The following is a 14,201-nucleotide window of genomic DNA, read 5'->3' on the forward strand; positions in this document are numbered from 1 at the left end:
CCTGCATATCTTGCCCGGTCAAACGACCGTAATCGAATAGCCCAGCCTTGGCACATGCACCGCGATTGCGCCGAGTTCGGCTTCGTCGCGCACAACCGACAGGCTGTAATGTGTCGAGCCGGCAAATATCCCTGCAATCGGATCGCGCCCATAATCTGCAGCCGCCAGCGTGACTCGCTTGCCGATCATCGGCGCATCACCCGGCAGTGTGTCGAGTGCGATGGGATTGGCTGCCTTTGCCGCCGCAAGTGCATCCGAAGGCGACATTGCCGAACGGGCGCCGTGGCCGATGGCGCCGACGCGATCATACCAGCCATCCAGAAAAGGCACATCGGGAAGGCGATCAATCAGCCCGGGGCAGAAGGTGCGGATGAACCAGAAATTATAATAGGCCGCCGCATCGGCCAGCCCCGGCTTTGCTCCTTCGAGGAAATCCCGCCCGTCGGTCAATTGTTCGGCAAGCAACGCGGCCTGCGCCTTGATCTGGGTGAGCGCAAAGGGGGAAAGCGCCTTCATTGCGGCGACATTGAACGGCTGGCCGCTCAATGCCTCGCGGTCCTTGATGAAGGCCGGGTCGACGCCATCGCCCAAGGTGCCGAAAATCGCCAGCACGGCAGACTGGAACAGCGTCTTGTCGGCCCAGATTTCAAAAGCATTCGCCGTGCCCCGATTGCCGCCCGGGAAAAGTGAGGGTTCGGGAAACCGGCGATCCAATTCCCGCACGATCAGCGCGCTGTCGCAATAGATATCGGCACCGAGTTGCAGCACGGGGATGCGGCGATAGCCACCGGTGAGCGGGACCAGATCGGGCTTGGGCATGATCACAGGCTGATCCACCGCCGCCCACGAAAGACCTTTTATCCCAAGGCAGATGCGCACCTTTTCAGAGAAGGGCGAGCTATCATATTGGTGGAGAATGATATCGGACATGGCCTTGGGTTCCTTGCGTGCCGGGGGATTCTGCCACCGGGTTGCAGTGCCGCGCGTCGTGAGTCAATCGCGCGGCAGGGCTTACATAAAGATCAGCACAAAGGCCAAAGCTGACAGGAAGCTGATCAGAGTTGCGCTCAGCACCGGCATGGTCGCCCGCCAACCCATGTCGAGCAGCAGGTCCATCCGGCTGCGCATAGCGGTAGCTGTGACCGCGAGCAATAACAGGCCCTTTGAGGCAGAAAGCGCATATTCGGCAACTGTGGGTGGAATGGCAATCAGCGAGTTGAGCGCCACAGTCGCCAGAAATGCCGTGATGAACCAGGGCAAAGCCAGACGACGCCACTTCGCCTGTCCGGCAGGTGCTCCAGCCGATCCGATGGCCAATGTAACCAGCGCCACAATCGGGGCAAGCAGCGCGACGCGCGCCAGTTTAACAATGGTCGCATAGCTGCCCGCCGGATCGGAAAAGGCATAGCCGCCGCCAATTGCCTGCGCGACATCATGGATCGAGGCGCCGATGAGGAAGCCCGCCTGTTGATCGCTCAGGGCGAAATAGGAGGCAAGGATCGGATAGACCGACATGGCGAGCGCGCTCGCCAGCGATATGCCAACCAGCGTCAGCGCAAATTGCGCTTGCGACAGCCGGTCTTTGCCAATCACGCCGTAGAGCGCGAGCGCGGCACTGGCCCCGCAAATCGCCGTTGCGCCACCCGCCAGCAAGCCGGCATAGCTCGATTGGCCGAACAGGCGTGCGCTGGCGATACCGGCAAACAAGGTGAGGCCCATCACCACGACCAGCGCCAGAAAGGGAACGATGCCCAGCGCGCCGATTTGCATGAAGGTGACCTGAAAACCGAGGATCACAATGCCCCAGCGCAGGCAGGTGCGCGAGGCGAAATCGAGGCCCTTATGCGTCCGTATGTCGCGGGCGATGAAGCTCAACGACAGGCCAACCAGCAGTCCGAGCAGGATGATCGGGAAATGATAATGCTCCGAAAGCCACGCCGCCGCCGCCGCTGCCACCCCGCAAATGGCAAGCCCCGGGAAGAGCGAATCCTTGACGGGTGGCTCATCCGAAGGCTGGCCCTGTTCGGCAAGATGCATTTCGCCGAAAAGATCCCCGCCATAGGGTATCGCATCCCAATTGGGGCGCGGTCTCTGTGGGGGCTGTTGGTCGAACGGGTTGGGTTCGGTCATCTTTCGTCCAGATTCAACTGCGCCGGATTTCCGGTAACAGCGTATGTAGCCATGCGAGCGCCAACAGATAGGACATGGCGGCGAAGATGAACAGGGGTGTGAAGCCGAGCCCCGCAGTCAGCACCATTCCCGTGACAAGCTGGATCAGTGCCCCGCCCATATTGCCCATGAAAGCGCCAAAGGCCGTCACGCGGCCGACTTTTGACCGAGGCACGATATCGGTAATTGTCGAGAAGATAGACAGCGAGAAACCCTGATGCCCCGCCATCACCACGCCCATCATGATCGCGACTGGCCAGAAGCTGTCGAGCTGCAACACGAAGGGCAGCGGGGTGACGATCAGCGCCGAGACCAGCATGACAGACTTGCGCACCCGGTTGACGCTCCAGCCCTTTTCAAGCAACCGGGTCGAGATCCAGCCCGCAAACAGCGCGCCTGCACCGGAACCCAGAAAGGCTATGGCGAGCGGTATCGCCAGTTCTTCGGAACTGAGGCCATAGGTTTTGCGGTAGAAATCGGGCAGCCAGAAGCCCATCAGCCACCAGGTCGCGTCGGAGAGCGCCTTCGCGATCACGATAGCCCAAGTGCGGCGGTCAGTGAGGATCGGGCCATAAGGCGCGCCATCGTCGGAGAAATCGAGTTTTTCATCCTCGGCCTTGTCGTCAAAGCTGATGCCGCGCGCAAACCACAGCCAGAGCGCGAGCGTGATAAAGCCTGCGATCCCGCCAAAGACCAGCGCCCCGCGCCAACCCATGGTTGCAGCCATCACTGGGATGAAAAAGGGCATGCTGATCGTGCCGAGTCCGGCAATCGCGGTGCCGACGCCAAATGCGAAACTGCGCTTGTCGGGCGGGAAGAGTGTGGCGACGGTCTTGATTGTCAGCGGCGTCTGCACCGCTTCGGTGGCGCCCAGCCCGATGCGCGCGCCAACGACCTGCCACGCCGCCATAGCCCAGCCATGCGCCATTGCGGCAATACTCCAGGTTGTGACTCCCGCAATCATCGAGCGCCACACGCCGAGTTTGTCGACCAGCCAGCCGGTAAACAGGAAAGAGAAGGCCGCCGCCATCTGGGTGACGAAAGCGAGATTGCCGAAATCCTCGTCGGTCCAGCCAAAATCGGCCGACATATCGGGCTTCAATATCGCGATGATCGGTCGGTCCATCGCGTTGAAGATGCCCGCGACACAGAGCAGCCCGAACAGGGTCCAGCGCAATTGTGGCGTGATGACTTTCATGCGCTTCTCTCCCCGATCCGGCTTACATGTTTACAGCTATTTTGCAGGCCTGAAAGCAATATGGGCCGGGAATTACCGCCCGGCCCATATTCATGCTGCGACCCGATCGGGCTCAATTCCCGCCGAAATTCACGCGGGCGGTGATGCCGAAATAACGGTCGGCCTCGCGCGGGATGATGTAGCGGAATGCGCCACCTGGTCCGCCCGAGACGATCGACGAGGCAAAGCTCTTGTCGAACAGGTTCTTCACCTGAAGCGCGACGCGCCAGCCGTCATTCTGATCGACCAGAGCAGCAGACAGATCGACGATCGCATAACCATCTACGGTCGAACCACGACGCACAGCAGCGCTGGGGGACAGTTCGTAGATCTGGTCGGATTGCATCGCCAGCTGGCCATTCAGTTCAACATTGGCGAAACCACCGGCTTCGATGGTCCAGTCAAAACCAGTCGCGAATTTCCACTCGGGTGCATTGGCCAGTGGCGTGCCTGAAGGGATCAGGTCAGCGGCGTTTGCTCCAGGAGGAAGGCGGAACTGTTCGACTTTCGCTTTGTTATAGGCAAGCCCTGCATTGACCGAGAAATTGTCGGCTGGTGTGGCAACAAGTTCAAGCTCAAAGCCCTGCGTGGAAACCGAGCCTGCGTTGATCAGGCGAGTGGTGCGAACGCCGTTGACAAAGTCTGGGCTGTTGGCCTGATAATTTTTATACTTCGCATAATAAGCCGCCAGATTGACGATCAAGGCTCCGTCAAGGAAGCTGTTCTTCAGGCCAGCTTCAAACGCGTTCACCGTTTCGGGTTCGATCACATTGGTGTGCACCGTCGCCATATTGTAAAACACATTATAGGCGGGGCCCTTATAGCCGCGGGTATAGCTCAGATAAGCCATATTGTCGTCGGTCAGGTCAACCTGAACGGCGGCCTTGCCGGAGAAATTGTCATTCTTCGTATTGGCGGTGAACGGAATGCCGTTAGGCGCGCCGGCGAGGAAGCCGGTCCCCGGCGAGGGGACCAAAGCACCATTATTGTAAACACCTGAGTCGAAGCTTGCACCTACGCCCGGACCCGACAAGGTCGTGCGACGGATGTGATAGATGTTCAACTTGTCCTGCGTCCAGCGCAGACCGCCAATGAAGCGCAGGTCATCCGAAATGTTGAGCGTCGCCTGCCCGAACACCGCGAAATTCTTGAAGACCGAACCAAAGTCGGCGATGCCGTAGGGCGTTGTGATCGTCGAAACACCCGGCGCGGTCGAGCATGGCGTCAGACCCGGGGCTACTGCGGGGAGGGTCGAGGCCGAACAGGTGACAACCGAACGCGCGAAAGTCCGGTCAGATTCTGCCTTCGAATAATAGGCTCCGAGCACATATTCGAGAAAGTTGCCGGTCGGCGATGCGATGCGTAGTTCCTGCGACAAGGTGTTCGAGGTCTGCGGGCCATCGTCATGCAATTGGTTCAAACCGACATAGGGGCGGTCGAGCCAGTCACCGTCACGGATTTCCTGATTATCCCAGCCGCGATAGCTGGTGATTGACGTCAGCACATGCTCGCCCAGTTCGATATCTGCTTGCAGCGATACGCCCCAGCTTTCTTCATTTGTAGCGGTCATCAGATTTTGCGCGACGCGGCGGGTACGGTCGCCAGCAATTCCGGTGGCTACAAGCGCGGTGGCGGCAGAGTTTGTCGGCGTCGTTCCGATGATTTCGGCGCAACAATCATCCTTAGCCTTCCGCCAGTCACCGCGCAGCAGCAGTGTTACCGTATCGCCTAAATCAGCTTCGATAGCGCCACGAAAGCCATAATGCTTATAGCCGTTGACCTTGCGATTCAGCGTGATGTTCTGGATGTTGCCATCATATTCGCTATAATAGCCGGTGAACCGCGAACGGATATTTTCACCCAGTGGCAGGTTGATCGTCGCACGACCGCGATATTCTTCCTTGGTGAAGTAGGATGCTTCGACGGTGCCTTCAAAGTCGTTTGTGGGTCGTTTGGTTACAATCGAGACCACGCCGGCTGATGCATTCTTCCCGAACAATGTGCCCTGCGGCCCACGTAATACTTCGATACGCTCGACATCGGCCAAATCGGTAAAGCCTTCGCCTGCGCGGCTGAGAACTACGCCGTCAAGAACGGCGGCAACCGAAGGTTCGGCAGCAATCGAGAAGTTGATTGTGCCGACGCCGCGCAGGAACAGCGCTTGGTTCAGCGTCGTGCCCGATTTGCGGAAGTTCAGGCTGGGGACCAGATATTGGGCATTTTCGAGCGTTACTGAGCCCGAATTGGCAATCGCATCACCGCCGATGACAGAGATTGCGAGCGGAACCTCTTGCAGATTTTCCTCACGCTTCTGCGCGGTGACGATGATTTCTGCACCCTTGCCGCCTTCGTCTTCTGCCTCTTGCGCAAAAGCGGGGGCGGATGTTGCGATCAGCGCGAGCGCGCTGCTGGCCAATAATAATGTCTTCATGTCCACGTCCTCCTAATTCGCCCTGTTACCGGGCGTTCAAAATCCCAATTCGCTCATTTCCACGACACGCTTCTCGCGCGCGCTGATCTCTGCGGCCATGCCTATGGCGACGGCGCGCATGCCGTCTTCGGCGGTCACTTCGACCGGGCCTTCTCCGCGCACGGCGGCATTGAATCTCTGATGCTCGTAATAGGTCGAGCCGTGATGGCTGCCTGCCTTGAGCGCGGTTTCATCGACGGCCACATGGCTGCGCTCAACCGCCTTGGGTTGGCGAAAGCCGACACGCGGTGAATAAACCAGAGTTCCGTCGGGGATCAGACAATCGAGCCGAGCCTTGTCGCCCACAGCGGTGATTTCTTCCTGATTTTCGGCGCCGTCGGCAAACATCGAAAGATCAAGCATCGCGCGCACGCCCCCATTTCCGTCTTTTGAGGCGAAATCAACCGTGGTGTAGCTGTTGTCGATGATGTCAGGGCGGCGGCCATCATAGCTTTCGTCGAGATGGTTCACGTCCATCGCGCCCGAACAATAGACGCGCACCGCCTCTGACTGTGTGATTAATCGCATCAAATCGAAAAAGTGGCAGCATTTTTCGACCATCGTGCCGCCGGTGTTCTCCGCAAAACGGTTCCAGTCGGCAACCTTGGGCAGGAAGGGAAAGCGGTGTTCGCGGATAGACAGCATCTGAAGTCTGCCGGTGCGGCCAGCATGCACCTGCCGGATGAATTCGGCAGCAGGTGGCATGTAGCGATATTCCATCGCGGTCCAGAAAACGCCCGGCGATTGCGCTGCACGCTCGACAATCCATCGGGCGTCCTCGATCTTTGTGGCGAGCGGCTTTTCGCACAAAATGTGCAATCCGGCATCGAACAGCGGCACGAGGACGTCACGATGGGTGTAATTTGGGCTGGCGACGATGACCGCATCGCACAGACCAGAAGCTGCCAGCTCCGCCGAGCTTGAAAAGGTCTGCACGTCATCCGCCGCAGCGCCCAGCGAATTTTTGGCCCAGCCCAGCGAGCCTTCGGTCGGATCGGCCAATGCCGTGACAACGGCCCCCGGCGTAATCGCCAGATTCTGGATATGCTCCACACCCATCATGCCAGAGCCGACAAGGCCGTAGCGAACCGTTTGTGTCAAATTTCCTCTCCATCCCGTCTGACAACGGTGTCTATGACAGCCTTGTCACAAAATATAGACAGCTTGGCAAGAGGGCAGATTCGACGCTTGCAGATTTTCGCCCGACTGTTACCCAAATGCCATGCGCGTAACGATCAAGGATGTTTCCCGAATTGCGGGTGTTTCGATCAAGACGGTGTCGCGCGTCCTCAACAAGGAAAAATATGTCAGCGACATAACCCGCCGCAAGGTGGAAGAAGCGGTCACCGCGCTCAACTTCAGCCCGAGCCTCGCGGCACGCACGCTCGCCGGTTCACGCTCGTTCCAGATCGCACTGATCTATGACAATCACAGCCCCTATTATATCCATGCCGTGCAAGAGGGCGTGTGGAACCGGTGCCGCGAAGAGGGTGTACGGATGCTCGCCCAGCCGGTTGATATCGACTCGCCGACACTGGCACTGGAAATAGGCGGCTTGATCGATGAGACCCATGTCGACGGGGTGATTTTGTCGTCGCCGGTGACTGATGCTCCTGCCGCATTGGCCGAGCTGGAACGGCGCCGCATCCGCTTCGTCCGCATCTCGCCCGGCACCAATCATGCGCTGACAAGCTCGGTTTTCATGGATGATGTGCAGGCGGCGGACGATATGACCACCCACTTGATCAATCAGGGGCACAGGCGGATCGGCTTCGTTGTCGGTCACCCAAACCATATGGCGAGCGACCAGCGCCATTTCGGCTATCGCCGCGCGCTCGACCGGGCCGGAATCGCTTATGAACCGGAATTGGTGCGCCCGGGAACCTTTGATTTCGAAAGCGGTATGGCAGCTGCCGAAGCGCTTCTGAAGCTTGCCAACAAGCCCAGCGCTATCTTTGCCAGCAATGATGATATGGCGGCAGGCGTACTGTCCTATGCGCACCGTGTCGGACTTGATGTGCCGCAGGATTTGTCGGTGGCGGGCTTTGACGATACACCTTTGGCCCAATTGGTATGGCCACCTTTGACGACGGTTCGCCAGCCCGTGCGCGAGCTGGCTTATGCCGCGACCAACCAGTTGTTTTGTGCCGATCCAGCCATCGTGCACCAGCGGCTGCAGCACGAAGTAATGGTGCGTGGGTCGACCGCGCCCTTGCGCAAATCCTGATTTTACCGGCTTGACGATGCGGCATTTCAGGGTCCAATAAGACACCGTTGTCATATGGGAGACGGAGCGTCCATGAGCGCAAACCTGACATTGCCAGCGCCCGCAAAGATGCGGCGTTTGGGAAATAGCGAGATTGAGGTCAGTGGCATTGCTTGGGGCATGTGGCGCCTTGCGGAGAATGGCCGCACTGGGTCCGATGCGGCCAAACTGGTCCGTGCAGCACTCGATGCGGGGATAAATTTTCTCGATACTGCAGATATTTACGGCTTCAATGGTGTGGGCGGGTTCGGCGATGCCGAAGCCCTGTTGGGCGAAGTGTTGGCCGCCGAACCCACGCTTCGATCACGCATGGTGCTCGCCAGCAAGGGCGGAATCATGCCGCCTTTGCCCTATGACCAGAGCGCCGCCTATCTATCTTCGGCAATTGACGCGTCGCTCCAACGGCTCAAGACCGGGACGATCGACCTCTACCAGATCCACCGCCCCGATATCCTCGCGCACCCGCAAGAGGTTGCCCGCACACTCGACGATGCCGTGCAGGCAGGCAAAATCCGCACTTTGGGCGCCTCCAATTGCACCACGCACCAGATTGCCGCCCTCAACCAGTTTCTGGGGCACAAGCTGGTGGCGACGCAGCCGGAAATCAGCCCGCTGCGCATCACCTGTTTCGAAAGTGGCGAGCTCGATCAGGCGATGATGATGGGCCTCACTCCGCTCGCATGGTCGCCCTTGGGCGGCGGGCGCCTCGCCAATCCGGAAAGCGCGCGCGACAAGGCTGTGGCAGCAGAACTTGACCGGGTTGCCGGCGAGCAAGGCGTGTCGCGCAGCGTCGCTGCCTATAGCTGGCTGATGGCGCATCCGGCCGGCATCATTCCTATTGTCGGTTCGCAGCAGCCGGCGCGTATCGCCGAAGCTGTCGATGCTTACAAGGTCCGCTGGTCAAGGCAGGACTGGTATACCGTGCTCGTCGCGGCACGTGGAGAAAGGCTGCCCTGAGGCGCCGGTCGACAAAGGAGAGTATGTATGAGCAGCCAACAATGCGAAATCGCTTGGTTTTCGGCGCTATGCGACGACGATTATGAATTTCTGGGCGTGCCTGACCCCTATCTGCAATCAAGCTGGGAGCATTGCCGCAACATCGTGATGCGTGCGGAAGAAGGCGGGTTCGACAATATCCTCCTCCCCTCCGGCTATCAGCTGGGCCTCGACACCACGGCCTTTGCCGCTGCGGTTGCGACGCAGGTCAAGCGGATGAAGCTGCTCTGGGCGACGCGCATGGGCGAAGACTGGCCGCCGCAACTCGCGCGCCGCATTGCTACGCTCGACCGCATCCTTGGCCCCAATGCAGCCGGAACCGGCGGGCGGCTGAACGTCAACATCATTTCATCCGACATGCCGGGGGAGAAAATCGAGAGCGGCCCGCGCTACCGCCGTGCAACCGAAATCATGAAGATCGTCCGCACGCTTCTGAATGGCGAGCATCTCGATTTTCAGGGGGAATTCTACAACCTCCAGCTCGATCCGGCACGGATCACGACCCTTTCCGGCACTTGCCCGGCCTTCTATTTCGGCGGCCTCAGCCATGAAGCCCGCGAATGTGCTGCCGAAGGTTGCGACGTCTATCTGATGTGGCCCGACACTATGGACAAGGTGCGCGAAACGATCACCGATATGAAGCAGCGCGCCGCCGCCAAGGGCCGCGCCCTCAAATTCGGCTATCGCGTCCATGTCGTGGTGCGCGAGACCGAAGAGGAAGCCCGCGCCTATGCTGACAGACTGCTGTCCAAGCTGGACGAGGAGACAGGCAAGGCGATCCGCGAAAAGTCACTCGATGCCAAAAATTTCGGCGTGCAGCGTCAGCAGGAACTGCGCGGAGCAGCGGGCGGTGACGGCTTCGTCGAGGACAATCTGTGGACCGGGATCGGTCGTGCGCGTTCGGGCTGTGGCGCTGCCATCGTCGGCACACCCGATCAGGTGCTCGCCAAATTGCGCGCCTATCAGGCAGAAGGCATTGAGGCCTTCATCCTCTCCGGCTATCCGCATATGCAGGAAGCTGACATGTTCGCGCGCCACGTCCTGCCGCATATCGAGCACGGGTCGCTGGTGCTGTAGCGCAGCCAAGATTGGGAGCAGGGATGGAGATTTATGATGTCGCGGTCATTGGCGGTGGGGTCAATGGATGCGGCATCGCGCGTGATGCAGCAGGACGGGGTGCAAGCGTACTGCTGCTCGAGGCCAAAGACTTGGCGAGCGGCACCTCCTCTGCATCGAGCAAGCTGATCCACGGCGGCCTGCGCTATCTGGAGCATTATGAATTCGCGCTGGTGCGCGAATCGCTGACCGAGCGCGAGGCTTTGTGGGCGATTGCCCCGCATATCATCTGGCCGATGCGTTTCGTACTGCCACATGTGAAGGGCCTGCGCCCGCGCTGGCTGCTGCGGTTGGGGCTGTTCCTATACGACCATCTGGGCGCGCGCAAACGCCTGCCTGCAACGCAAAGTGTCAAGCTGTCACAGCACCCCGCAGGCGTACCGCTGAAGCCTGAATTCACCAACGGCTTCATCTATTCCGATTGCTGGGTCGATGATGCGCGGCTGGTTGTGCTCAACGCCCGCGACGCTGCCAATCATGGCGCGCATGTTGTAACGCGCTGTCCGGTCACCCGGCTGGAACGCAAGGATGGTGTCTGGCTTATCGACGCAGGCGGGCGGGCGTTTCAGGCGCGCGCGATCGTCAACGCCGCCGGTCCATCGGTGCTGCAGGTGCTGAGCCACAGCCCGGACAAGGCGGATTACGCCATGCGGCTGGTGCGCGGGTCGCATATTGTCGTGCCCAAATTGTTCGATCATCCCTATCCTTATTTCTTCCAGCTTCCCGATGGCCGGATTTTTTTCGCGATCCCCTATGAGCATGATTTCACCCTGATCGGCACCACCGATGCCGACCACAAGAGTGGCCTCGACCATATCGAAGCCAGCCGTGAAGAGATCGCTTATCTGTGCGAAGGCGCAAGTCACTTCTTCCGCACGCCGGTGCGCCCCGAAGATGTCGTCTGGTCCTATTCAGGAGTGCGTCCGCTGGTTGACGACGGTTCCGGCAAACCCGAGGCAGCGACGCGCGGCTATCGCCTCGACTTGAGCGATGCTGCAGACGGCGCGCCGATCCTCAACATTTATGGCGGCAAGATCACCACTTACCGACATCTGGCTGAAGAAGCAGTTGATCTGCTCGCCGCGCGTTTGCCTATGCCGGCGAACAGCCATTGGACTGCGACCAAGCCACTGCCCGGCGGCGATTTCGACGTCGACACGGTGGCGGCGGAAAGGCGGAAGTTGCAAGACCGCTACCCGTTCCTCGAACCCGATTGGGCAGACCGCTTGTTCAAAAACTATGGCCTCGACAGCTATGCTATACTCGGTGACGCAAAGTCGATTACCGATTGCGGCCAGCATTTCGGCCATGGCCTCACCGAACGCGAAGTCGAACATTTGATCCGCAACGAATGGGCGCACGATGCGCAGGATATATTGTGGCGGCGCACCAAGCTGGGCCTCCGGATGACACAGGAAGAGCAATTGCAGATCGAAAACCATTTACGAAAGGCGGTGGCCGCATGAGCCCCAAAATTGTCGCCATCGGCGGAACGATCAATCCCGGCAGCTCGACCGAAATGGCGCTGCGCACGGCCTTGGATGTGGCCGAAGGCCAGGGTGCCGAGGTCAAGCTTTTCGGCGGCGAATATCTGGCGGCCCTCCCCCATTATCGAAGTTCAGCGCACAGCGCGGCAGACGGATCGGAAATGGTTGAGGCGGTCCGCGCAGCAGACGGCATCATCATTGCAGCCCCCGGCTATCACGGCACGATTTCGGGGCTGGTCAAGAATGCGCTCGATTATCTTGAGGATCTCTCAAAAGATGATCGGCCCTATCTTGATGGCCGCGCCGTGGGCCTGATTGCGACTGCCTTTGGCGATCAGGCGAGCATGAGCACGATGCAGACCTTGCGCAGCATCGTCCACGCCCTGCGGGGCTGGCCGACGCCGATGGGCGCCACCGTCCGCACCTATCCCGACCTGTTCTCGCCGGACGGCGAATGCCTCGACGACCGCATTTCGATGCAGCTCGATATTGTCGGCAAACAGGTTGTCCAAGGCGCGCGCAGTTTCGCCGCGACCGCCGGAGACGCCGCATGAGCAATCTGGACGCGGCCATCAATGCTCTCGCCAAGGGAGAAATCATCGTCATCACTGGCGACCAGTTCCGCCGGGGCGATATCGATTTCGCTATTGCCGCCAGGCACATCACCCCCGACGCGATCAATTTCATGGCGCGGCATGGCCGTGGCCTGATCTGCCTGTCGCTTACCCCGGCCCGCGCCGTCAAACTGGGTATCAGCCTGATCAATCCAGGCAGCGAACGCCAGTCAGGCCGTCCCTTCGGCCGATCGATCGAAGCGCGTGTTGACGTGACCACGGGCATATCCGCAGCGGATCGTGCGAAAACGGTGGAAGTGGCCGTGGCCGAGGGCGCCAATAGCGATGATCTCGTCTCCCCCGGGCATGTCTTCCCGCTGATCGCAGCAGACGGCGGCACAGCGGAGCGACCGGCAGCCGCAGAAGCCTCGATCGACTTGTGCCGCCTCGCCGGATGCGGGGATGCGGCGGTTATCTGTTCGATCATGCGCGACGACGGCGAAATGGCCCGGCTGAATGACATTGGTGAGCTGATCGAAAGTCATGGCCTAAAGATTGCGGATATTGACGATCTGCTACTGCGCCTGAGAGCACCAACAACAGCCTGACCGTTGCGGGCCGTTCCAGTATGAAAATAGGGAGTTCCAGGTCAGGGACTTGTCTGGTGCGGTCAAGAAGACTCGAACTTCCACGGGCTTTCGCCCACAACGACCTCAACGTTGCGCGTCTACCAATTCCGCCATGACCGCACTTGCCCTGACAGGTAGGAGCGGGCCCCTAGCAAATGGCTTTGGGAGACGCAACCGCAATTGCACGATAATATCTGCCGCCTGACCTGTCGCGTTCTGGGGCGGTTTTTCGCTGCCGGATCAGAAAATGCTCTTTAGGCATGCACCGGTCCGCCATTAACCCTCTTTGCGGCTTGCGCCCAAGGGTTAACAAATCGTTAAAGCTGTCGGGTGACCGGATGGATACTCGCCCTTGCCGCTGCCGCCAGCAGCACCCCGACCCCGCCGCCCGCACGCGTGCAGGCGATCGGTACGGCGACGGTAACTATCGTGCAATTGGAACGGATCGATTTTTCGAAGCCTGCGGAACGCAAAAAGGAAGGCGCAGCGCGGCAGTCAGGCACACGCGATGGTGCGCCGCAAATCGATTTTTACTGAAATACTGGCTTAGCTGCCCAACGCCCAGCCAACGCTGATGCGCGAAGCGGCCAGCGGCACGTCGCGGCGTAGCTGGCTGAAATCGGATTTTGCGCCGGGCGCCAATGTGCGCACCGGTGCCTTCATCGTCCAGCTATATACCGGTCGGCCGCTGGCATCTTTCAGCGTCACCAGCATTTCCGGCACCTTCTGCGTTTGCGCTGTCGGATTCACGATCGACCCGCTGGCGATGAAATAGGGCGAGCCATCGGCATCGCGGCCCAGTTCCAGATTATCGTGGAGCACGATTTTCAGGTCGGGTTCGGCAACCGCCGCGCCAAAACTGTTATCCAGCCAGCCATAATACCAAGTGGCAGCCCCCAGTGCCGCGATCAGGATTGCAAAGCCTATCGCCGCATAGGTCCAGAGCTTGGCCGGATTGCGGCGCGGGCGGAATGGCGGCTCATGCGCAAACTGGCTCCGCGATTCGGAAATGGGTGCGGGTTCGGCATATACAGCAGGCTCGGGCGCCGGAGCGGCCACGCTTGGTTCGAACCGGGGTGGCAGGTCAGGCTTTTCTATGACCGGCTCATCGTCATCCATTTCGGTTTGTTCGACTGTATCGAATGAGGCAAAGCCGGGGGCCGCATGTTCTTCCACGGAATCTTGATCGGCCTCGGAATTCTCTGGCGCAGGGGGGTTCGGTTCCACGTCGGTCGCAGCCGGGGGCGCTACCGGTGGCGCAACAATGGCCGGGGCGG

At 59.9% G+C, this 14,201-nt stretch carries 13 protein-coding genes and 1 tRNA gene; 7 read left to right on the forward strand and 7 right to left on the reverse strand.

The window, feature by feature from the left end:
• Nucleotides 1–18: 18 nt before the first annotated feature.
• From ABL922_RS06690 to ABL922_RS06710, 5 genes are all read right to left on the reverse strand, one after another.
• On the reverse strand, nucleotides 19–930 hold the full coding sequence (locus ABL922_RS06690; protein WP_349023434.1) for a glutathione S-transferase family protein: 912 nt from the start codon (nucleotides 928–930) through the stop codon (nucleotides 19–21).
• Between the two features lie 81 nt (nucleotides 931–1,011).
• On the reverse strand, nucleotides 1,012–2,130 hold the full coding sequence (locus tag ABL922_RS06695) for a putative sulfate exporter family transporter (RefSeq protein WP_349023435.1): 1,119 nt from the start codon (nucleotides 2,128–2,130) through the stop codon (nucleotides 1,012–1,014).
• A gap of 13 nt (nucleotides 2,131–2,143) precedes the next feature.
• Nucleotides 2,144–3,367, reverse strand: a complete 1,224-nt coding sequence (locus ABL922_RS06700) for an MFS transporter (protein WP_349023436.1) — start codon at nucleotides 3,365–3,367, stop codon at nucleotides 2,144–2,146.
• Nucleotides 3,368–3,479: 112 nt separating this feature from the next.
• Nucleotides 3,480–5,837, reverse strand: a complete 2,358-nt coding sequence (locus tag ABL922_RS06705; RefSeq protein WP_349023437.1) for a TonB-dependent receptor — start codon at nucleotides 5,835–5,837, stop codon at nucleotides 3,480–3,482.
• Between the two features lie 36 nt (nucleotides 5,838–5,873).
• Nucleotides 5,874–6,977 (reverse strand): Gfo/Idh/MocA family oxidoreductase, encoded by a 1,104-nt coding sequence (locus ABL922_RS06710; RefSeq protein ID WP_349023438.1) that lies wholly within the window; start codon nucleotides 6,975–6,977, stop codon nucleotides 5,874–5,876.
• Between the two features lie 121 nt (nucleotides 6,978–7,098).
• On the opposite strand from ABL922_RS06710, the gene ABL922_RS06715 reads away from it, so the two are divergent.
• The 6 genes from ABL922_RS06715 to ribB all read left to right on the forward strand — a co-directional run bounded on the left by ABL922_RS06715 (nucleotide 7,099) and on the right by ribB (nucleotide 12,903).
• Nucleotides 7,099–8,103: a LacI family DNA-binding transcriptional regulator gene (locus ABL922_RS06715; RefSeq protein ID WP_349023439.1), complete on the forward strand. Its 1,005-nt coding sequence runs from the start codon at nucleotides 7,099–7,101 to the stop codon at nucleotides 8,101–8,103.
• A 108-nt stretch (nucleotides 8,104–8,211) separates the two neighbouring features.
• Nucleotides 8,212–9,099, forward strand: a complete 888-nt coding sequence (locus ABL922_RS06720; protein WP_349023447.1) for an aldo/keto reductase — start codon at nucleotides 8,212–8,214, stop codon at nucleotides 9,097–9,099.
• 27 nt (nucleotides 9,100–9,126) lie between these two features.
• A complete protein-coding gene (locus ABL922_RS06725; protein ID WP_349023440.1) occupies nucleotides 9,127–10,215 on the forward strand; it encodes an LLM class flavin-dependent oxidoreductase in 1,089 nt (362 codons plus the stop codon).
• Between the two features lie 23 nt (nucleotides 10,216–10,238).
• A complete protein-coding gene (glpD, locus tag ABL922_RS06730; protein WP_349023441.1) occupies nucleotides 10,239–11,720 on the forward strand; it encodes a glycerol-3-phosphate dehydrogenase in 1,482 nt (493 codons plus the stop codon).
• Nucleotides 11,717–12,295, forward strand: coding sequence for an NAD(P)H-dependent oxidoreductase (locus tag ABL922_RS06735; protein WP_349023442.1), 579 nt, complete (start codon nucleotides 11,717–11,719; stop codon nucleotides 12,293–12,295). Before glpD ends, ABL922_RS06735 begins: the two co-directional genes overlap by 4 nt.
• Nucleotides 12,292–12,903 carry a 3,4-dihydroxy-2-butanone-4-phosphate synthase gene (gene ribB / locus ABL922_RS06740; protein ID WP_349023443.1) on the forward strand — a complete coding sequence of 204 codons (612 nt, stop codon included), beginning with the start codon at nucleotides 12,292–12,294 and terminating at the stop codon, nucleotides 12,901–12,903. The genes ABL922_RS06735 and ribB overlap by 4 nt, the downstream gene beginning before the upstream one ends.
• A gap of 54 nt (nucleotides 12,904–12,957) precedes the next feature.
• On the opposite strand, the gene ABL922_RS06745 is transcribed toward ribB, so the two are convergent.
• A tRNA-Leu gene (locus ABL922_RS06745) sits at nucleotides 12,958–13,044 on the reverse strand.
• A gap of 210 nt (nucleotides 13,045–13,254) precedes the next feature.
• Between ABL922_RS06745 and ABL922_RS06750 the strand changes: the two genes are divergently transcribed.
• The gene (locus ABL922_RS06750) at nucleotides 13,255–13,461 is read left to right on the forward strand and encodes a hypothetical protein (protein ID WP_349023444.1); all 207 of its coding nucleotides are present in this window, start codon (nucleotides 13,255–13,257) and stop codon (nucleotides 13,459–13,461) included.
• A gap of 9 nt (nucleotides 13,462–13,470) precedes the next feature.
• Here ABL922_RS06750 and ABL922_RS06755 read toward each other — a convergent pair.
• The coding region (locus ABL922_RS06755; protein ID WP_349023445.1) for a hypothetical protein at nucleotides 13,471–14,201 on the reverse strand (731 nt) is incomplete at its 5' end.

This window comes from Sphingorhabdus sp. (assembly GCF_040079335.1).
In the GTDB taxonomy this organism is placed as follows: Bacteria; Pseudomonadota; Alphaproteobacteria; order Sphingomonadales; family Sphingomonadaceae; genus Sphingorhabdus_B.